Origin of the sequence: Brevundimonas sp. (assembly GCF_035626535.1) — a bacterium.
Lineage (GTDB): Bacteria > Pseudomonadota > Alphaproteobacteria > Caulobacterales > Caulobacteraceae > Brevundimonas.
On the sequence record NZ_DASPNO010000092.1, the window covers coordinates 28,336 to 46,491 of the forward strand.

Below are 18,156 nucleotides of genomic sequence, written 5' to 3' on the forward strand. Positions count from 1 at the left end.
CGGCGCGCTGGAGCAATTCTCAGACCTGCCGCGCGGACTGTTTGGACCACCAAATCGAACTTGACCCGACGGAACCGCCGCTTCGGCGCCACGCCCCCGCGTAAACCGGCGTTCGACGCGCCGCAAAGCCGCTCAGGATTCCCCCGCCGGTTGACCCGGAGGGGCGGCTTGTTCATCACCAAGGGAAGGCTGTCTTTCGACGGAGTGGATGGGACGATGGGGCTGGTGGCGAACATCCGGCGCGACATGCGGTTCGCGAAGGGGCTGCGCCGACTGCTCAAGCGCATCAAGCTGATCGACCTCGACAGCGCAGACCTGGTCTGTGACGACTGGGAAGAGGCCGTCGACAAGTTTCCGGACCATGTCGCCGTCCAGGACGACCGCCTGACGCTGACCTACCGTGAGCTCGACGCCATGGCCAACCGGTTCGGCCACTGGGCCCAGAGCCGGCGGCTGAAGCGCGGCGACACCATCGCCCTCGTCATGCTGAACCGGGCCGAATACCTCGCCGCCTGGATCGGCTTCTCGAAGGTCGGGGTCGCGACCGCCCTGATCAACACCAACCTGACCGGCCACGCCCTTGCCCACTGCCTGTCGATCTCCAACGCGTCGCAGGTGGTCACCGACGCCGACTCCTGGCGCAAGGTCGAGGAGGCCCGACCGCTCGCCGGCCGCAACCTGATGCTCTGGGTGCTGGGGCTGGCCGACGCCGACGAGGCCGACGAGCGCCGCGGCCTCGACAAACCCGTCCGCGGCGGGTCGTCCGTGCGCCCCGCGCGCTCGGTGCGCTCGGGCCTGACCAACCGCGACACGGCCCTCTACATCTACACCTCCGGCACGACCGGCATGCCCAAGGCGGCAAAGGTCACCCACGCCCGGGCCCGGACCTATATGCGCGCCTTCGCCGGCGCGACGGCGGCGACCGACAAGGACGTGACCTTCAACGTGCTGCCGCTCTATCACTCGACCGGGGGCCTGGTCGGCATCGGCCCGGCCCTGCTGAACGGCGGTCGGCTGGTGCTGCGCAAGCGGTTCTCGGCCACGAACTTCTGGCCGGACGTGAAATCGTCCGGCGCGACCCTTTTCGTCTACATCGGCGAGCTGTGCCGCTATCTGGTCAACTGCCCCGAGAACCCCGAGGAGCGGGCCCACAAGCTTCGGCTCGCCTTCGGCAACGGGCTGCGCCCGGACGTCTGGAACGACTTCCAGAAGCGGTTCGCGATCCCCGACATTCTCGAATTCTACGGCTCGACCGAGGGGAACGTCTCGCTGTTCAATTTCGACGGCAAGCCGGGGGCCATCGGGCGCGCCCCGGGCTTCCTGAAGAAGCAGATCAATTTCCGGCTGGTGCGCTTCGACATCGACTCCGAGGAGCCGGTGCGCGGACCCGACGGCCTGTGTCAGCTGGCGAAGGCCGGCGAGGTCGGCGAGGCCATCGGACGCATCGGCGACGACACCCGCCACGCCTTCTCCGGCTATGCCGACAAGGCGGCGTCGGAGCGGAAAGTCCTGCGCGACGTCTTCGTGCGGGGCGACCGCTGGTTCCGCACCGGCGACCTGATGAAGCAGGACTCCGAGGGCTACGTCTATTTCATCGACCGGATCGGCGACACCTTCCGCTGGAAGGGGGAGAACGTCTCCACGGCCGAGGTCGAGCAGCGCCTGGCCGACGCGCCGGGCGTCAAGGAAGTCATCGCCTACGGCGTCCCCGTCCCCGGTTATGACGGCAAGGCGGGCATGGTCGCCCTGGTGATCGACGGCAAGTTCGGCGCCCGCGCCTTCGCCGACTGGGTTGATCAGGAACTGCCGGTCTACGCACGGCCGGCTTTCGTGCGGATCATCAAGGCGGCGGACACCACCGGCACGTTCAAATACCGCAAGATGGATCTGGTGGCCGACGGGTTCGACCCCGGCAAGGTCGAGGGGCCGGTCTACGTCCGGGGCGGCAGGAGCGGCTACACCAGGCTGAGCGACGTGGCCCTGCTGGCGATCCTGAACGGCGAGACGCGGCTGTAGTCGCAGGCTCGCAACCGCCCCTTAATGATTAATGGCGATGGTCGGCGTCTCTCGCGCGCAGGACCGACCGTCTCTCCATGTTCCAGATTATCGGCATCGTGCTGCTGTTCGCCCTCGTGTTCGGCAGCTACATCATCTCGGGCGGCAAGTTCGAGGTGATCCTCCACGCCCTGCCGCACGAGATGATGGCCATCGGCGGCGCCGGCCTGGCGGCCTTCCTGATCTCGAACAGCGTCACGGTGATCAAGTCGACGCTCGGCGGCCTCGGCAAGTCCTTCGCCGGACCGAAATGGAAGAAGCAGGACTACAAGGACCTGCTGTCGCTGCTGTTCCAGCTGACCAAGACGATGAAGTCCAAGGGCGTCATCGCCCTTGAGAGCCACATCGAGAAGCCGGCCGAGAGCGCCATCTTTCAGAAATACCCCAAGGTCCTGAAGGACCATTTCGCCACCGACTTCATCTGCGACACCCTGCGCATGATGACCATGAACCTCGAGGATCCACACCAGATCGAGGACGCCATGGAAAAGCAGCTGGAGAAGCATCACCACGAGGCGCTCGGCGCGCCGCACGCGCTGCAGCAGCTCGCCGACGCCCTGCCGGCCTTGGGCATCGTCGCGGCGGTCCTGGGGGTGATCAAGACCATGGGCTCGATCACCGAACCGCCGGAAATCCTCGGCGGCATGATCGGCGGGGCGCTGGTCGGCACCTTCCTCGGCGTGTTCCTGGCCTATGGGCTGGTCGGTCCGATTGCGGCGCGGCTGAAGGCGATCGTCGACGAGGAATCGGCCTTCTACAAGATCATCCAGTCGGTGCTGGTCGCCCACCTGCACGGCAATGCGGCGCAGATTTCGGTCGAGATCGGCCGGGGCGATATCCCGTCCTCGGCCCAGCCGTCCTTCCTCGAGATGGAGGAATCGCTGCAGGGCGCGCCGACCGAGGCGTGACCGCCCGAACCGCGACCCCATCACGGCCCCATCACAGCCTCTCACCGCCGATCACGGGTTCGGGAACAGCCGGACGCGTGGCCGGTTACCCGCAGGACCGATCGTGGGAGCGGGCGGCTGTTTCGCCCGGGCGATCGCTCGGAGGAATACGTATGAAGCTGATGATCATCACCGCCGCCGCCCTTGGCGCGCTCGCGCTGGCCGCCTGCACGCCCGCAGAGGACGAGACCGCCAAGGACGCCACGGCGACTGGCGCCGACGCCTCGGCGACGGCCCCCGCGGCCGACGGGGCCATGACTCCGCCGACCGGTACGACGCCGGACACGACGACTCCCGCCAACCCCGACGGCACGACCACGCCTCCCGGCCAGACGCCGCCGACCCTGCCGCCCGAGTCCAACGGCTCGACCTCGTCGCCGCCGCCGATGTAGGATTCCGACGCCCGCAACGTATCCGGAAAGGGGACCGTCCGCGGTCCCCTTTTTGCTGTCGGATGACAGCAGTTCACGAACCCGTGAGAATTTAGCTTGCGCATCTGCTCACGAAGCCGTTATCTCGGCCTTGCGAGGATTCATGCCCTCGTATGACCCTTCTGAAGGAAGAAACACCATGCGCATCGTTGCTCTGATCGCCGCTTCGGCCGCCGCTCTGGCCCTGGCCGCCTGCCAGCCCGCCGACAAGGCCGCCGAAGAAACCGCCGCCGAGCCGGCCGCCGAAGCTCCGGCTGAAACCCCGATGGCCGCCGAGACCCCGGCCGCCCCGGCTGAAGCCCCGGCTGAAACCCCGGCCGCCCCGGCCGCCGAGACCACCCCGGCTGCTCCGGCTCAGTAATATCTGAGATCGACGGACCTTCGGGTTCGTTCGGAAAGGGTCGCCCTCGCGGGCGGCCCTTTTTCGTTGCGCGGTCCCTGACCGAAGCCGCCTTGCGGCAAATTCACTTGCGCGGCCGGCGCCGCCGTCGGTATCTCGGGGTCCGGGACACTGTCGTCCGTTCGAACGAAGGATCTCCCCATGCGCATCGTCGCCCTGATCGCCGCCTCGGCCGCCGCCCTGGCGCTCGCCGCCTGCAACAACGCTGAAGAGAAGGCTCCTGAAGCCTCCACCCAGGCCGCCGAGGCTTCGGGCGTCACCGATCCGGCCGCTGTCGACCAGACGGTCGAGCAGACCGCTGCCGACGCCAAGGCCGCCGCCGAAGGCGCCGAGGCCTCCATGGCCGCCCAGGCCGCCGAGCCCGAGCCGGCCACGCCGGTCGAGGCCCACTGACGCCAGCCGGCGAAAAGACTGTCGATCGGGGCCGTCCGTTGGGCGGCCCCTTTTCGTTGGTCGCATTCGTGGCCAGAAGCCTGAGCCATGACTGACGACCGATCGCCCCGACTGGTCTGGACCGAGGACGGCGCGCCCCGTTCCGGCCGGTTCGACGACATCTATTTCTCGCGCGAGGACGGGCTGGCCGAGAGCCGGGCGGTCTTCCTGGCGGGATGCGGTCTTCCGGAGACGTGGCGGGGCCGTCGCCGCTTCACCGTCGCCGAGCTCGGCTTCGGCACGGGCCTGAACATCGCCGCCCTGCTCGACCTGTGGCGCCGCGAGGGATCGCCGGGCGGGCGGCTGCAGATCTTCTCGGTCGAGGGCTTCCCGCTGGGCCGGGACGAGGCCGCACGGGCGCTGGGGAACTGGCCTGAGATCGGCGACGCGTCCCGCGCCCTGCTCGACGCGTGGCCGGCGCCGACGCCGGGCTTCCATCGCCTCGATCTGCCTGCGTTCAACGCGACGCTCGATCTGGCCGTGGGCGAGGCCGCCTGGGCTTTGTCCCAATGGTCGGGGCGGGCCGACGCCTGGTTCCTCGACGGGTTCGCCCCCTCGACCAATCCGGCGATGTGGTCGGGCGCGGTTCTGGATGGCGTCGCCGCCTGCTCCGCCCCCGGGGCCCGGCTGGCCACCTTCACGGTCGCCGGCGCGGTGCGGCGGGGACTCTCCGAGCGCGGCTTCACGGTCGAGAAGCGCCCCGGCCATGGACGCAAGCGGGAACGGCTGGAGGCTCATCTGCCCGGCGGTCACGTCAGCGAGGCCGCTCCTCGCGTGGCGATCATCGGCGGGGGCATAGCGGGCGCGGCCCTGGCGCGGGCCTTCACGGCGCTCGGCCAGCCCTGCACCGTGATCGAACAGACGGCGCCCGGCGCCGGAGGCTCCGGGTTTCCTTCAGCGCTGGTCACGCCCCGCCTCGACGCCGGCGACGCGGCCATCGCGGCCCTGCACGCCCAGGCCCTGACGCGCGCCCGGGCGCTCTATGCGGCGGTTCCCGGCGCGGTCCTCGCCGACGGCGTGCTGCAATTGGAGCAGGCCGCGCGGGACGGCGCCCGCTTCGCCAAGGTCGCCGCGCAGGATATCTGGCCCGAGGGCGCCATGACGCCGCTGGACGCCTCCGACTGCGCCGTCCGGCTGGGGGAGCCGGTGGAGACAGGCGGCCTGTTGATGCGCGACACGCTCGCCCTGAACCCCCGCCCCGTGCTGGAAGCGTGGCTCGGAGAGGCGGATCGGATCGCCGCCAGGGTCGCCCGGATCGAGCCCTGCGCAACGGGCTGGCGGCTGGCCGACACGGCGGGCGAGACCCTTCTCGAGGCGGGCATCGTCGTCATCGCCACCGGCTGGGGCGCGGCTGCGCTGGCGCCGGACCTGCCGCTGACGCCGGTCCGCGGTCAGGCCGACTGGGTGGAGGGGATCGCCAGCCCCCCGGTGGCCTGGGGCGGTTACGCGTCGCCGACGCCCGACGGGCTCCTGTTCGGCGCCACCCACGACCGGGGCGAAACCGGGGTCGAGACCGACGCCGCCTCCACCGCCCGAAACCTGCAGACGGTGGCCGCCCGCCTGCCGCAACTGGCGCAACGCATCGCCGCGGCGGGCGGCGTTCGCAGCCACGCGGCGATCCGCGCCACCACGCCGGACCGCCTGCCGCTGGCCGGTCCGCTGGCGCGGGGCCTTTTCGTGCTGACCGGCCTTGGCTCGCGCGGCTTCTGCGTCGCCCCGGTGCTGGCCGAGCACGTCGCGGCGCTGGGGGTGGGCGCGCCCTCGCCCCTGCCCGCGGCGCTGGCGGCGCGGGTCGAAGCGAATCGTTTCGTGATCGCCGCCCCTCTTGCGCAACCTTCACCGCGGATGGACGGTTGACGCTGAGCCGACGCTCCAACCCGCCGGCCCGGAGATCGATCATGACCCGTCTGATTTCAGCCGCCGCCGTCGCGGCCCTGACCGCCCTCGCGGCCTCCTGCGCCCCCACCCCCGACAGCGGCATGGACGGGGATAGCGCCTCGGCCCGGCCCGAGCGCCAGTGCTTCAGCGCCGACCAGGTCCGGAATTTCCGACAAGGCCGATCCGGCCAGCTCTATGTCCGCGTCACCCGCAACGACGTCTATGAGCTGAACTCTTCAGGCGGCTGCACGGATCTGGACTTCGCCCAGCGCCTGGCGATCACGGCGGACGGCGCGGCCCTGTCCGGCGGCCGTCTCTGCACCGGCGATTGGGCGCGGATCACCCTGCCGGGCTCGGCTGCGCCTGTCAGCACCTGCCGCGCCCGCGTCGACCGCGTGCTGAGCGCCGAAGAGGTCGCCGCCCTGCCGAGCGCCCACAGACCCTGAGGCTCAGGCCTTCTGGGCGTAGCCGAGGCGCTGGTTCAGCTTCTCGATCAGGTCGATGGCCGTGTCGGCGATGACGGAGCCGGGCGGGTAGACCGCGGCCGCACCCATGTCGATCAGGGTCTGGACGTCCGACGGCGGGATCACCCCGCCGACCACGATCATGATGTCCGGCCGGCCCAGCTTCTCCAGCTCGGCCTTCAGCTCGGGCACCAGCGTCAGGTGCCCGGCGGCCAGCGATGAGGCGCCGACGGCGTGGACGCCGCGCTCGACCGCCTCCTTCGCCGCCTCGGCGGGAGTCTGGAACAGAGCGCCCGCCGTCGCCTCGAAGCCGAGGTCGCCAAAGGCGGTGGCGATGACCTTCTGGCCGCGGTCGTGGCCGTCCTGGCCCAGCTTGGCGATCAGGATTCGCGGCGGGCCGCCGTCGTTCTCGACGAAGGCGGCGACCATGCCGCGGGCGCGGGCGATCTTCGGATCGTCGCCGGCCTCCCTGGCGTAGACGCCGGAAACGGTTTTCACGGTGGCGACGTGGCGGCCGAAGGCGGCTTCCAGCGCGTCGGAGATTTCGCCGACGGTGGCGTAGGCCCGGGCCGCCTCGACCGACAGCTGCAGCAGATTGGCCTTCCCACGCGCCCCGGCGGTCAGAGCGTTCAGCGCGGCCTGCGTTTTCGCCTCGTCGCGTTCGTCCCGGAGCCGCTTCAGCTTGTCGAGCTGGGAGGCCAGCACGGCGGCGTTGTCGACCTTGAGCACCGGGATGTCGTCGATGTGGTTGGCGAGGTAGCGGTTCACCCCCACCACCGTCTGCTGGCCGGTGTCGATCCGCGCCTGCGTCTTCGCCGCGGATTCCTCGATGCGCAGCTTCGGCACCCCGGCCTCGATGGCCTTGGCCATGCCGCCCAGCGCCTCGACCTCGGCCATGTGGGCGCGGGCTTTTTCGGCCAGCTCGTGCGTCAGACGCTCGACGTAGTAGCTGCCGCCCCACGGATCGATGACGCGGGTCAGGCCGGTCTCCATCTGCAGCAGCAGCTGGGTGTTGCGGGCGATGCGGGCCGAGAAGTCGGTCGGCAGGGCCAGCGCCTCGTCGAGGCTGTTGGTGTGCAGGCTCTGGGTCTGGCCGCCCGCAGCGGCCATGGCCTCGACCATGGTGCGCGAAACGTTATTGAACACGTCCTGCGCCGCCAGCGACCAGCCGGAGGTCTGGCAGTGCGCCCGCAGCGACAGCGAGCGTGGGTCACTGGCGCCGAATTTCGACACCGCCTCGGCCCAAAGCAGACGGCCGGCGCGCAGCTTGGCCACCTCCATGAAATAGTTCATGCCGATGGCCCAGAAGAACGACAGGCGCGGGGCGAACCGGTCGATGGGCATGCCTGCCTCGACGCCCGCCTTCATGTATTCGATGCCGTCCGCCAGCGTGTAGGCCAGCTCCAGATCCGCCGAGGCCCCGGCCTCCTGCATGTGGTAGCCGCTGATCGAGATGGAGTTGAACTTCGGCGCGTGCTCGGCCGTCCAGGCGAAGATGTCCGAGATGATCCGCATGCTCGGCGCGGGCGGATAGATGTAGGTGTTGCGGACCATGAACTCCTTGAGGATGTCGTTCTGGATGGTCCCGGTCAGCGCCGCGTGCGGCACGCCCTGCTCCTCGGCCGCCACGATGTAGAGGGCGAGCACCGGCAGAACCGCGCCATTCATGGTCATCGACACGCTCATCCTGTCGAGCGGGATGCCGTCGAACAGGGTGCGCATGTCGTAGATGGAATCGATGGCCACGCCGGCCATGCCGACGTCGCCCTTCACCCGCGGATGGTCGCTGTCGTAGCCGCGGTGGGTGGCCAAGTCGAAGGCGATCGACAGCCCTTTCTGCCCGGCCTCGAGGTTGCGGCGGTAGAAGACGTTGGAGGCCTCGGCGGTCGAGAAGCCGGCGTACTGGCGGATGGTCCAGGGGTTGGACGCATACATCGTCGGATAGGGGCCGCGGTGATAGGGCGCGATCCCGGGCAGGCCGTGGATGAAGTCGAGACCGTCCAGCGCGGAAGCGCCGTAGGCCGAAGCGACGGTCAGGCCCTCCGGAGTGTTCCACGGCTCGCGGGCGGGGCCGGCGCCGACGGGGCCGAGATCGAGGTCGACCCTGGTGAAGTTCGGGAAGCTCATCGGCCGGCCTCCATCGCTTCGAAGGGCGCGGCGAAGCGGATGGGGGTCAGGGGCACGCAGGCGTCGCCGCCGCCCTCGGGCGCAAGGCGGGGTTCGGGTTCGGCGGGGGCCGGTCGGGGCTCGGGATCGATGAATTTCGTCACCCCGACCATCTGCGCCGCGCCGTTCGCCAGCGCCGCCTCGAGCGTCTGCCGGGCCCGCGCCACGCGCGGCTGGATGACGTGACCGCGCAGGGCCTCGACGATCCCGCCCTCGGCCTCGATCTTCTGGAACTCCGCCCAGCCGGCCTCGGCCAGCTCGCGGGTGCGCTGGTCGAGGAACCACGAGCCCGCCGCCGGATCGTCGACGCGGCCGACGTGGGCCTCCTCCATCAGCACCAGCTGCGTGTTTCGCGCCTGCCGCCGGGCGAAGTCGTCGGGACGACCGCTCGCGCGCGAGAAGCCGTCGAGCACCACGGCATCCGCGCCGCCGACCGCGCCGGCGAAGCCCGCCGCGGTCAGCCGCAACAGGTTCGGCCAAGGGTCCCGCGCCGACAGCATCCGCCGCGACGACCGCGCCTCGATGACGGCGGGCGTCCCCGCTCCGAAGGCCCGGCTGAGCGTGCGCCACATCAGGCGCAGGGCCCGGACCTTGGCCAGGCTGTCGAAATACTCCTGGTCGACCGAGATGCCGAGCACGGTTCCGCGCAGCGCCTGCTCCGCCGTCATGCCGGCCTCGACCGCGGCCCTGACCAGCGCTGCCGAATTGGCCGCCGCGAAGGCCAGTTCCTGGCCGATCGAGCCGCCGGCCTCGTGCGCCACGCGGCCTGAGGCGAGGAAGAAGGTCGCCTGCGGATAGGCGCCGGCGTGACGCGCCGCCGTGTTGGCGGCGAGGGTCAGATGCTCCTCGAGCGCACGGGAGGCCTCGCCGGTTTCTGCGAAGGCGGAGACCGGGTCCAGGTGGAACATCAGCCTGGCGCGCGGCGAGCCCTTGGCGGCGACGGCCAGCGCATTGGCGGCTTCGGGGCCCGCCAGCCCGGCGTCCAGACCGACCGCCGCCAGCTCCAGCGCCACGCCGTCCAGCGCCGCCGCCAGGGGGGCCGAGTCCGCCAGCACCGCGCCCTTCAGCACCACCGACGCCGCCCCGCCCTCGAGGTCTGCCAGCACCGCCGCATTGACCGCCACCGGATCGTCGCCCTCGACCAGGGTGCGCAAATCCCACGCCCGGCCGTCGGCGTCCGAGGGGCGCGGCGCGAACAGGGGCTCGACGCCTGTGGCGGCGGCGTAGAGCGGCCGCACGGCCAGCTGGTCGGCGTCGAGATGGATGAGGCTTTCGACCGGCCGGTCTTTCAGCGCCTTCTCGGCGAGCGCCTTCCAGTCGGCCGGGGACGGGGTGGGGAAAGTCATGCGCCTCCAATGCCCGCATGGACGCGCCGGGTCCAGATCAGGAGTCCGCGCATCAATACGCCACTGCAGCAGTTGCGGTTCAGCGGGCCGATCCTACATAGGTGAGAACCACAGCAGGAGCTTCTCCATGGCCGACCTTTCCGCCTTCCCGATCACGCAACGCTGGCCCGCCGAACACCCCGACCGGCTGCAGCTCTATTCGCTGAATACGCCCAACGGCGTGAAGGTCTCGATCATGCTGGAGGAGCTCGGCCTCCCGTATGAGCCGCACCTGGTGGACATCACGAAGAACGAGACCTGGGGTCCGGAATTCCTGTCGCTGAACCCGAACGGCAAGATCCCCGCCATCATCGATCCCGACGGGCCGGGCGGCAAGCCGCTGGCCCTGTTCGAGTCGGGCGCCATCCTGATCTATCTGGCCGAGAAGACCGGTCGGCTGATCCCGGCCGACGCCGCCGGACGCTACGAGACGATCCAGTGGGTGATGTTCCAGATGGGCGGGCTGGGGCCGATGTTCGGCCAGCTCGGCTACTTCAACAAGTTCGCCGGCAAGGCCATCGAGGACAAGCGTCCGCTCGAGCGCTACGTCGCCGAGTCGAAGCGGCTGCTGGGGGTGGTCGACGGACGGCTGGAAGGCCGCGACTGGATCATGGGTGACCAGTACACAATCGCCGACGTCGCCATGCTGGGCTGGGTGCGCAACCTGATCGGCTTCTACGAGGCGCGCGAACTGGTCGATTTCGACGGCCTGAGGAATGTGCCCGCCTGGCTGGAACGCGGCCTCGCCCGCCCGGCGGTGCAGCGCGGGCTGGAGATTCCGAAGCGGCCCTGAGGCTCAGTAGCCGATGACCGTGGGCAGCGTCTGCCAGGCGATGGCCACGGTCGCGACGCCGCCACCGAGCAGGGACAGCTGATCGCCGAAGCCGGTGGACGGGTCCGTCCGCCGGCGCAGGCGTCGCGCCGCCCATGCGGTGATCGCGACGGCGGCGAGCAGGCAGACGGCGCTGAACGCCAGTCCGGCCATGCGCCAGGCCGGATCGTCGGCCCGGCTGACCACGTCGGCCAGGCTGGCGATGGCGTAGACGCCCATGAAATGGACCGTCCAGACGATCAGTCCGCCCAGCATCCAGGCCCAGCGCCGCATCGTTCAGCCTCCCGGAAACAGCCGCGTCAGCAGGGTGGCGGAGGTCCCTTGCCCGGCCGAATAGACGATGAAGAGCGCGATCAGATCGCAGGTCGAGGGCCGCTCCGCGATCAGATGGCCGGCCAGCCAGCGCAGCACGGCGTAGAGGCCCATCAAGGCCACGACGGCGGCGAAGAAGCCCTGCCACGCCAGCAGGGCGTAGACGGTCGAGCCCTGGGCGTTGACCTCGGGCCGCAGGCCGGTCGCCCGCCAGGCGTCCAGATCCGCTCCCCAGGCGCCGACGATCAGGGCGGCGGCCGCCGCCATCATCAGGACGGCCACGGCGCCGCTGCGCGGCCGGGCCAGCCTCAGCGAGCGGCAGGCCAGCCACGCCAGCACCGCGGCCCCGGCATTGCCCGCCACCACCCCCGCCATTGACGACAGTCCCGGCGGCGGCGCCCAGTCGGCGGGGTTCCGGCTCCACAGGAAGACGTAGCTGAAGCCCATCAGGGCGGCGACCATCCCGGCCACCACGAGGGTGATGACCACCGCCCACCAGCCGTGGCTGGAGGGTCCGCTGGCGTAGGTCGGCACGGTGATGCCGGCGCCGATGTCGGCGGTCTTCATCGCCATCGGCCGGTCGAGGAACCAGCACCACTGGAGGATGCAGTAGAGCCCCAGCACGCCGCAGACCACCGACGGCCAGTACGCCTTGACCGTCAGCAGCAGGAAGAAGGCCGCCGTGAAAACCGCCGCCCAGACATGCCATGCCGAGGGCCTGGGCATGCGTTGAAGATACTGCGGCTCGGCGTTCAGGGTGGAGGTGACGATAGTCTCACGCTCGCCGGTGGCGGTGTTGGGCAGGAAGTAGCGCCCGGCCTCGACATCGCGCGCCAGCCCCTTCTGGTCCCACAACGGATAGAGGCTCCTCACCACCGGGATCGATCGCACCGAGTAGAGGCCGGTGGGGAGCCATTCGAGGCCCGGGCCGTCGAAGACATTGCCGGCGTCGCGGCCGCCGAACGGGCGGAAATTCCGCGCCATGTCGATGATCCACAGCAGCACGGCGGCCGCGAACACGAAGGCGCCGACGGTCGAGATCAGGTTGGGCCACTCCCATCCGCGGTCCGGCAGCCAGGTGTATACCCGCCGTGGCATGCCCATCAGCCCGGTCAGGTGCATGGGCAGGAAGGTCAGGTGCATGCCGGCGAACATCAGCCAGAACACCCACTTCCCCAGCCGCTCGCTGAGCGGCCGGCTCGAAGTCATCGGCAGCCAGTAGTAGATGGCCGCGAACATCGGGAAGACCATGCCGCCGATCAGCACATAGTGCAGGTGGGCGACGACGAAATAGCTGTCGTGCGCCTGCCAGTCGAACGGGACCATGGCCACCATCACCCCGGTCAGGCCGCCCATGACGAAGATGGTCAGTCCGCCGAGCACGAACAGGCCGGGCGTACTGAACCGCATCCGGCCGGCGGCGACGGTGGCGATCCAGGCGAAGACCTGCACCCCCGCCGGCACCGACACGGCCATCGACGCCGCCGAGAAGAAGCTGGTCGAGATCGTCGGCATGCCGGTGGTGAACATGTGGTGGGCCCACACGCCGAAGCTGATGAAGCCTGTCGCCAGCATGGCCAGCACGACCAGCCGGTGGCCGACCAGCGGCGTCCTCGCCATGGCCGGGATGATCGTCGACATGGCCCCCGCCGCCGGCAGGAAGATGATGTAGACCTCGGGGTGGCCGAAGAACCAGAACAGGTGCTGCCACAGCAGCGGATCGCCGCCCTTGAGCGGATCGAAGAAGGGCCAGCCCAGCGCCCGCTCGACCTCGAGCAGCAGGGTCGAGAGGATGATCGACGGAAAGGCGACGATGATCATCCCGGCGAAGATCAGCATGGCCCAGGCGAAGACCGGCAGCTTGTCCAGGGTCATCCCCGGGGCGCGGGTGCGCAGCACGCCGACGATGATCTCGATGGCCCCGGCGATGGCCGAGATCTCGATGAAGCCGATGCCCAGCAGCCAGAAGTCGGCGTTGATCCCAGGCGACCAGGCCACGCTGGTCAGCGGCGGATACATGAACCAGCCGCCGTCGGGAGCGAGGCCGAAGAACAGGGAGGCGAAGAAGGCGAGGCCGCCGATCAGATAAGCCCAGAAGGCGTAGGCGCTGAGCCTCGGAAACGGCAGGTCGCGCGCGCCCAGCATCTGGGGCAGCAGCAGCACACCCAGCGCCTCTACGGCCGGCACGGCGAACAGGAACATCATCATCGTGCCGTGCACGGTGAAGAACTGATTGTAGGTCTCCTGCGGCAGGAAGCCGTTCATCGGCACCGCCAGCTGGGTGCGCATCAGAACCGCCAGCGTCCCCGCCAGCACGAAGAACAGCATGGCCGCGCCGACGTAGTAGACGCCGACGAAATTGTTGTTGATGGCGGTGATCCACTCCCAGCCGCGGGGGCCGCACCACGCCTTCTCCAGGTCTTCGAGCTCGCCCGCCGGCCGCTCGCCCGCCGTCGGAAAGCGGTCGTAGAGGGCCGGGTCGAAGCCGGTCTCGCTGTTCACTTCAGGCTCTCGAGCCAGGCGGAGACGTCGCGCAGCTCCTGACCGGTCAACACCGGATAGGCCGGCATGCGGTTGCCGGGCTTGATCGACTGGCTGTCGGAAATCCACCCGGCCAGCGTCCCGTGGTTGTTGGGCAGGATGCCCGCGCCGAGGGTGCGGCGCGAACCGACATGGCTCAGATCCGGGCCGGCCAGGCCGTTGAAGCGCGTTCCGGCGACGGTGTGGCAGGCGCCGCAGCCGGCGCGGGCGAAGACCTCGGCGCCGGGACCGGCGAGCGTCGCCATCACCGCCGGCGCCGACTGCCGCGCCCGCCATGCTTCGAAGTCGGCGGGCGTGTGGGCGACCACGACCAGCCCCATCAGCGCATGGGGCCCGCCGCAGTATTCGGCGCACTGAGCGCCGTAGACGCCCGGCGCGTCGGCCTGCAGCCGCATCAGGTTGCGTCGACCCGGGATCATGTCGACCTTGCCGCCGAGCCGGGGGACCCAGAAGCTGTGGATCACGTCGGCGGAATCCAGCTCGAACACCACCGGGCGGCCGGCGGGGATGTGCACCTCGTTGGCGTCCTGCAGCACCTCGCGCCCAGCCGCGTCCACATAGGCCACCCGCCACCACCACATCTCGCCGGTGACCCGGACCCGCATCTCGCCCGGCGCAGGCTCCTGCGTCAGATGCGAGGTCAGGCCGAGGCCGTAAACCAGCAGGGCGCTGAGCACGACGACCGGAAAGGCCAGGCCGCCGATCCACACCAACCGCTCGCCGCCCAGACGGCCGCGCCACCGCCGCGGGCCGAACAACGCCACGCCCAGGGCGATCAGCACCACCAGCAGCACCGCGCCGCCCATCGCGAACAACACCCAGGCGAGGGCGTTCAGCGGCCCGGCGAACGGTCCGGCCGGATCCAGGGCGGGCGGCGGCCAGCCCGCAATCCCTTCGGGCGAGGACCGCTCAGCGCTCATCGAGCGTGTAGAGGTAGGCCGCGACGTCGCGGGCTTCCGCTTCCGTGATCGGTGACGGCGGCATGCCGGTCTCCGGCGACAGCGACGGCGGGTCGATCAGCCAGACGGTCAGTACTTCGGGCCGGTTGGGGAAGCGACCGCCGATCATCGGGCTGGCCCCGAACCCCTTCAGCGACGGCCCGGTCCGGCCCTGCGGCCAGTCGATTCCCGGAATGGCGTGGCAGGCCGCGCAGCCGACCCGCTTCATGACGGCGAGTCCCCGCGCCGGATCGGCCCCGGCGACCGTGCGGGGCGGCTCGGCCTTGTCCCCGCAGGCGGCCAGCAGGACCGCCGCCAGCGGGACCCATCGCCTGATGCATGTCGTGCGCCGTGAAATGGTCAGCCATCCTGCCCCTTCCGGGAAACAAACCCGTGCCCAGCGTCACGGTTCCGGACCCCCCGGAACCGCAAAGGTCGGATGGTGTTGGTTCGGCGTGCGCCTGATCCCGGTCCTCCTCTTCGTCACGACCGCGGCCTGCTCGCCGGCGAGCGACCGCTCGATCGAGGCCTTCACGGCCGATGGCGAGATCATCGCCATGGGTGGCGGCGACGGCGGCCCGGCCAACGCCTGTTTCAGCTGTCACGGACTGGACGGGACGGGCGACGGAGTCAGCGTCCCTCGCCTCGCCGGTCTGGACGCCGGCTATCTGCAGAAGCAGCTGTCGGACTACGCCCGGGACGTGCGCACCGATCCGGTCATGAGCCGCATCGCCCGCTGGCTGGACGATGACGACCAAAGGGCGGTGGCGGCCTTCTACGCCGCGATGCCTCCGCCCGCGCCAACCGGACCGGGAAGCCCGCCCCCCGCCCTCTATCTGAACGGCGCGCCCGACCGGGGCGTCGCCGCCTGCGCCAGTTGCCACGGCGCCGAAGGCCAGGGGCTCGGCGCCGGCAATCCCGCCATCTCCGGCCAGCCGGCGGCCTATACGCTGGATCAGCTGCGGCGCTGGAAGCGGGCCGAGCGGCGCAACGATCCACGCGGCGTCATGGCCGGCGCGGTCGCGGGTCTGACCGAGGCCGAGATGCGGGCCATAGCGGCCTGGCTCGAGCGCGCACCCACTGCTCCGCCGCCCGCCAGCGACGCTGCCACCGCGTCCGCCGCCGGGGTAGCTGCGGCACGACCGGCAGCATCCCGTGGAACACGTCGTCCCGATCGATGAAGTGGTGTTTCAGCGCGGCTCCGACGTGGATCGGGATCAGGATCAGCAGGGTCACGACCAGCCCCCAGTGCATCCATTCGGACAGGGCCTCGATCCGCCAGCGCTGGACAAGGCTAAGGTCTCCAAAGGGCATCAGCGGCCAAGGGACGACACCGACCAGCGCCAGATCCTGCTCGCGCGCCGTGGCCGAGATCATCGCCCAGCCGGTCAGGGGCAGGCCGAACAGGCAGGTGTAGAAGACGTAGTGGGTCACGTGCGCCGCCGTGCTTTCCCAGCCGGGCTTGTCGGCGTCGTTGATCGGCCCGGGCGCGAGGGCGCGCCACAGGCCTCGGCCGATGGCCAGAACCAGCATCAGCACGCCGACCAGATAGTGCAGGTCGTGGGCCGCCACCTTGTCGCCGCCGACCGGCAGCCGACCCATCCACCAGCCCCAGATCAGCTGGAAGACCACCAGCGCCGCCATGGTCCAGTGGAAGACGATAGCCACCGGCGAGTAGCGGCCCTCGTCGTGATGGCCCGCGGCCCATTCGAGGACGTTGACGATCAGCCGGTCGATCATGCGGGGCTCGCGCCGGCCCGTGCGTCAGGTCCGATCCAGCGGCCGAGCGCCATCAGCGCCGCGGCCAGATAGACCGCCGCCGCCGGGGCCCACATGATCAGCCCGGCCGCCTGCTGGTCCTGCAGCGGGGTCAGCCCCCAGGCCGCGGTGGTCAGAAAATGCGGGGCGTAGACCGCCTCGCCGGCGAAGGTCAGTAGGGCGCCGAGCAGTCCCATGGCCACCATGGCCAGCAGCAGGGCGGCCACCGCCGCGAGCGCCGACGCCCGGCGCACGCCGGCCCAGAACCACGCCGCCGTGCCGAGCAGGCTGAGCTGCATCAGCCAGTAGGCCGTATCGCTGGACAGGGCCCAGCCGTAGGCGGCCGGCGCATGCCAGGCCCAGAACACCACCGCCTGCGCCGCCGTCGCCAGCGCCAGCGGGCCCGTCTGGCGGTTCGGCAGCGCCCGAGCGATCACCGGCGCAGCGACCGCCACGAGCAGAACGTGGTGCACGGTCCGTGCGGCGAACAGGGCGGAGCTCAGCGCGCACAGCGGCGAGACGAAGATCAGGGTGAGGATCAGGACGGCGCCGACGCCCGCGGCCCGCCGGCGGCCGGACACCCGCCAAAGCGCCAGGGCCAGCCCGAGCGCCAGCGCGCCGATCAGCGCCGGATCGAAATTCCATTGCGCCAGCCACCCGGCCGGATCCGGACCAGGTCCGCAGTACGGCGCCCAGGCCGGTCCGCCGCCGCTCATCGCTCCGGCAGGGCCCATGCGATCACATGGTCTCCGGCCGGGGTCTCCATGAAATGATGTCCGCCGGCCATGACTGCCAGATACTGCCGCCCGTCCTGCTCATAGACCATCGGCGCCGCCTGACCCCCGGCCGGCAACACGTCGGACCAGATGGTTTCGCCGGTTTCGATGTCGATGGCGCGGATCAGGTCGTCGGTGGCGGCGGCGATGAAGATCAGTCCGCCTGCGGTGACCACCGAGCCGCCGTTGTTGGGCGTGCCGATGTCCAGCGGCAGCATCGACGGGATGCCGAACGGACCATTCTTGCGCGCGGTCCCCAGCGGCCGGTCCCAGACCGTGCGGCCGGTGCGGATGTCGATGGCCCGGATGCCGCCGTAGGGCGGCTGCTTGCACAGCATGCCGGTCGCCTTCATTCGCCAGCCGGCGTTGACGTCGATGGCGTAGGGCACGCCCCACTGAGGATCGCCGGCGCCCTCGGCCCCCTCGGGCACGCCGCCGCGCGACTCGGGCGTCTGCTTCTTCAGCCGGGGATCGCCGCGCGGGAACCAGCCCTTCTCGTTCGCCTCCTCGCGCGGGACCAGCCGGTTGTAGTTCGGCATGTCGTTGTAGTTGGCGATGATCCAGCCGCGCTGCGGATCGACCGCGACGCCGCCCCAGTCCGAGCCGCCGTTGTAGCCGGGATACTGGATCCAGCGCCGGTCGCTGGTCGGGGGCGTGTACATCCCCTCGTACGAGGCCTGGCGGAAGCCTATTCGACAAAGCAGTTGGTCGATGGGGGACATGCCCCACATGTCGCGCTCCGTGAGGTCGCGTTTCGCGAGCGTGTGGAAGCGCGAGAACGGCTGGGTCGCCGTCCGCTCGCGGGGCTCGACGCCGCCCTGCGGCACGCGCCGCTCCTGCA

Annotated in this window: 17 protein-coding genes and 1 pseudogene; 9 read left to right on the forward strand and 9 right to left on the reverse strand. The window is 70.4% G+C overall.

The genetic code is table 11. The annotated features are described in order from the left end of the window. The first annotated feature begins 216 nt into the window (after positions 1 to 216). From VEC04_RS14015 to VEC04_RS14045, 7 genes are all read left to right on the forward strand, one after another. Positions 217 to 2,016 (forward strand): long-chain-acyl-CoA synthetase, encoded by a 1,800-nt coding sequence (locus tag VEC04_RS14015; protein WP_324777627.1) that lies wholly within the window; start codon positions 217 to 219, stop codon positions 2,014 to 2,016. A gap of 77 nt (positions 2,017 to 2,093) precedes the next feature. After that, complete coding sequence (motA, locus tag VEC04_RS14020; protein WP_324777610.1) at positions 2,094 to 2,963, forward strand: flagellar motor stator protein MotA; 870 nt, start codon at positions 2,094 to 2,096, stop codon at positions 2,961 to 2,963. Between the two features lie 152 nt (positions 2,964 to 3,115). Next, positions 3,116 to 3,394, forward strand: a complete 279-nt coding sequence (locus VEC04_RS14025; RefSeq protein WP_324777611.1) for a hypothetical protein — start codon at positions 3,116 to 3,118, stop codon at positions 3,392 to 3,394. 178 nt (positions 3,395 to 3,572) lie between these two features. After that, complete coding sequence (locus VEC04_RS14030; RefSeq protein ID WP_324777612.1) at positions 3,573 to 3,794, forward strand: hypothetical protein; 222 nt, start codon at positions 3,573 to 3,575, stop codon at positions 3,792 to 3,794. Between the two features lie 180 nt (positions 3,795 to 3,974). Further along, on the forward strand, positions 3,975 to 4,226 hold the full coding sequence (locus VEC04_RS14035) for a hypothetical protein (protein ID WP_324777613.1): 252 nt from the start codon (positions 3,975 to 3,977) through the stop codon (positions 4,224 to 4,226). A gap of 87 nt (positions 4,227 to 4,313) precedes the next feature. After that, positions 4,314 to 6,122 carry an FAD-dependent 5-carboxymethylaminomethyl-2-thiouridine(34) oxidoreductase MnmC gene (gene mnmC / locus VEC04_RS14040; RefSeq protein ID WP_324777614.1) on the forward strand — a complete coding sequence of 603 codons (1,809 nt, stop codon included), beginning with the start codon at positions 4,314 to 4,316 and terminating at the stop codon, positions 6,120 to 6,122. Between the two features lie 41 nt (positions 6,123 to 6,163). Next, the gene (locus VEC04_RS14045) at positions 6,164 to 6,589 is read left to right on the forward strand and encodes a DUF6491 family protein (RefSeq protein WP_324777615.1); all 426 of its coding nucleotides are present in this window, start codon (positions 6,164 to 6,166) and stop codon (positions 6,587 to 6,589) included. A gap of 3 nt (positions 6,590 to 6,592) precedes the next feature. Here the strand turns inward: VEC04_RS14045 and scpA are convergent, their stop codons facing one another. Together scpA and VEC04_RS14055 are read right to left on the reverse strand one after the other, a co-directional pair. Further along, positions 6,593 to 8,734, reverse strand: coding sequence for a methylmalonyl-CoA mutase (gene scpA / locus VEC04_RS14050; RefSeq protein ID WP_324777616.1), 2,142 nt, complete (start codon positions 8,732 to 8,734; stop codon positions 6,593 to 6,595). Continuing rightward, on the reverse strand, positions 8,731 to 10,119 hold the full coding sequence (locus VEC04_RS14055) for a methylmalonyl-CoA mutase family protein (RefSeq protein ID WP_324777617.1): 1,389 nt from the start codon (positions 10,117 to 10,119) through the stop codon (positions 8,731 to 8,733). The genes scpA and VEC04_RS14055 overlap by 4 nt, the downstream gene beginning before the upstream one ends. A gap of 127 nt (positions 10,120 to 10,246) precedes the next feature. Here VEC04_RS14055 and VEC04_RS14060 point away from each other — a divergent pair, with 127 nt between their 5' ends. After that, positions 10,247 to 10,951 carry a glutathione S-transferase N-terminal domain-containing protein gene (locus VEC04_RS14060; RefSeq protein ID WP_324777618.1) on the forward strand — a complete coding sequence of 235 codons (705 nt, stop codon included), beginning with the start codon at positions 10,247 to 10,249 and terminating at the stop codon, positions 10,949 to 10,951. 3 nt (positions 10,952 to 10,954) lie between these two features. On the opposite strand, the gene VEC04_RS14065 is transcribed toward VEC04_RS14060, so the two are convergent. From VEC04_RS14065 to VEC04_RS14080, 4 genes are read right to left on the reverse strand one after another with little or no spacing between them, the layout of a single operon-like run. Continuing rightward, on the reverse strand, positions 10,955 to 11,263 hold the full coding sequence (locus VEC04_RS14065; protein ID WP_324777619.1) for a hypothetical protein: 309 nt from the start codon (positions 11,261 to 11,263) through the stop codon (positions 10,955 to 10,957). Between the two features lie 3 nt (positions 11,264 to 11,266). Beyond that, positions 11,267 to 13,804: a cbb3-type cytochrome c oxidase subunit I gene (locus VEC04_RS14070; RefSeq protein WP_324777620.1), complete on the reverse strand. Its 2,538-nt coding sequence runs from the start codon at positions 13,802 to 13,804 to the stop codon at positions 11,267 to 11,269. Further along, complete coding sequence (locus VEC04_RS14075; protein ID WP_324777621.1) at positions 13,801 to 14,763, reverse strand: cytochrome c oxidase subunit II; 963 nt, start codon at positions 14,761 to 14,763, stop codon at positions 13,801 to 13,803. The genes VEC04_RS14070 and VEC04_RS14075 overlap by 4 nt, the downstream gene beginning before the upstream one ends. Further along, positions 14,753 to 15,010, reverse strand: a complete 258-nt coding sequence (locus VEC04_RS14080) for a c-type cytochrome (protein ID WP_414642685.1) — start codon at positions 15,008 to 15,010, stop codon at positions 14,753 to 14,755. The genes VEC04_RS14075 and VEC04_RS14080 overlap by 11 nt, the downstream gene beginning before the upstream one ends. A 328-nt stretch (positions 15,011 to 15,338) precedes the next feature. On the opposite strand from VEC04_RS14080, the pseudogene VEC04_RS14085 reads away from it, so the two are divergent. After that, positions 15,339 to 15,791: pseudogene (locus VEC04_RS14085) on the forward strand (c-type cytochrome); the annotation flags it as partial. On the opposite strand, the gene VEC04_RS14090 reads toward VEC04_RS14085, so the two are convergent. From VEC04_RS14090 to VEC04_RS14100, 3 genes are all read right to left on the reverse strand, one after another. Further along, entirely contained in the window at positions 15,787 to 16,521 is a 735-nt protein-coding gene (locus VEC04_RS14090; RefSeq protein WP_324777622.1) for a cytochrome b, read from the reverse strand. The pseudogene VEC04_RS14085 and the gene VEC04_RS14090 overlap by 5 nt on opposite strands. After that, positions 16,518 to 17,273: a cytochrome c oxidase assembly protein gene (locus VEC04_RS14095; protein ID WP_324777623.1), complete on the reverse strand. Its 756-nt coding sequence runs from the start codon at positions 17,271 to 17,273 to the stop codon at positions 16,518 to 16,520. Before VEC04_RS14095 ends, VEC04_RS14090 begins: the two co-directional genes overlap by 4 nt. Further along, positions 17,252 to 18,156, reverse strand: a 905-nt coding sequence (locus tag VEC04_RS14100) for a PQQ-binding-like beta-propeller repeat protein (protein ID WP_324777624.1), incomplete at its 5' end; no start/stop codon positions are given. The genes VEC04_RS14095 and VEC04_RS14100, both read right to left, overlap by 22 nt.

Bases quoted from the DNA above. Each gene is read 5' to 3' on its own strand.
- VEC04_RS14065 (WP_324777619.1), bottom strand. From the start codon at position 11,263: ATGCGGCGCTGGGCCTGGATGCTGGGCGGACTGATCGTCTGGACGGTC.
- VEC04_RS14080 (WP_414642685.1), bottom strand. From the start codon at position 15,010: ATGAAGCGGGTCGGCTGCGCGGCCTGCCACGCCATTCCGGGAATCGAC.
- VEC04_RS14055 (WP_324777617.1), bottom strand. From the start codon at position 10,119: ATGACTTTCCCCACCCCGTCCCCGGCCGACTGGAAGGCGCTCGCCGAG.
- VEC04_RS14075 (WP_324777621.1), bottom strand. From the start codon at position 14,763: ATGAGCGCTGAGCGGTCCTCGCCCGAAGGGATTGCGGGCTGGCCGCCG.
- VEC04_RS14015 (WP_324777627.1), top strand. From the start codon at position 217: ATGGGGCTGGTGGCGAACATCCGGCGCGACATGCGGTTCGCGAAGGGG.
- VEC04_RS14090 (WP_324777622.1), bottom strand. From the start codon at position 16,521: ATGATCGACCGGCTGATCGTCAACGTCCTCGAATGGGCCGCGGGCCAT.
- mnmC (WP_324777614.1), top strand. From the start codon at position 4,314: ATGACTGACGACCGATCGCCCCGACTGGTCTGGACCGAGGACGGCGCG.
- VEC04_RS14095 (WP_324777623.1), bottom strand. From the start codon at position 17,273: ATGGGCCCTGCCGGAGCGATGAGCGGCGGCGGACCGGCCTGGGCGCCG.
- VEC04_RS14045 (WP_324777615.1), top strand. From the start codon at position 6,164: ATGACCCGTCTGATTTCAGCCGCCGCCGTCGCGGCCCTGACCGCCCTC.
- scpA (WP_324777616.1), bottom strand. From the start codon at position 8,734: ATGAGCTTCCCGAACTTCACCAGGGTCGACCTCGATCTCGGCCCCGTC.
- VEC04_RS14025 (WP_324777611.1), top strand. From the start codon at position 3,116: ATGAAGCTGATGATCATCACCGCCGCCGCCCTTGGCGCGCTCGCGCTG.
- VEC04_RS14060 (WP_324777618.1), top strand. From the start codon at position 10,247: ATGGCCGACCTTTCCGCCTTCCCGATCACGCAACGCTGGCCCGCCGAA.
- VEC04_RS14035 (WP_324777613.1), top strand. From the start codon at position 3,975: ATGCGCATCGTCGCCCTGATCGCCGCCTCGGCCGCCGCCCTGGCGCTC.
- motA (WP_324777610.1), top strand. From the start codon at position 2,094: ATGTTCCAGATTATCGGCATCGTGCTGCTGTTCGCCCTCGTGTTCGGC.
- VEC04_RS14030 (WP_324777612.1), top strand. From the start codon at position 3,573: ATGCGCATCGTTGCTCTGATCGCCGCTTCGGCCGCCGCTCTGGCCCTG.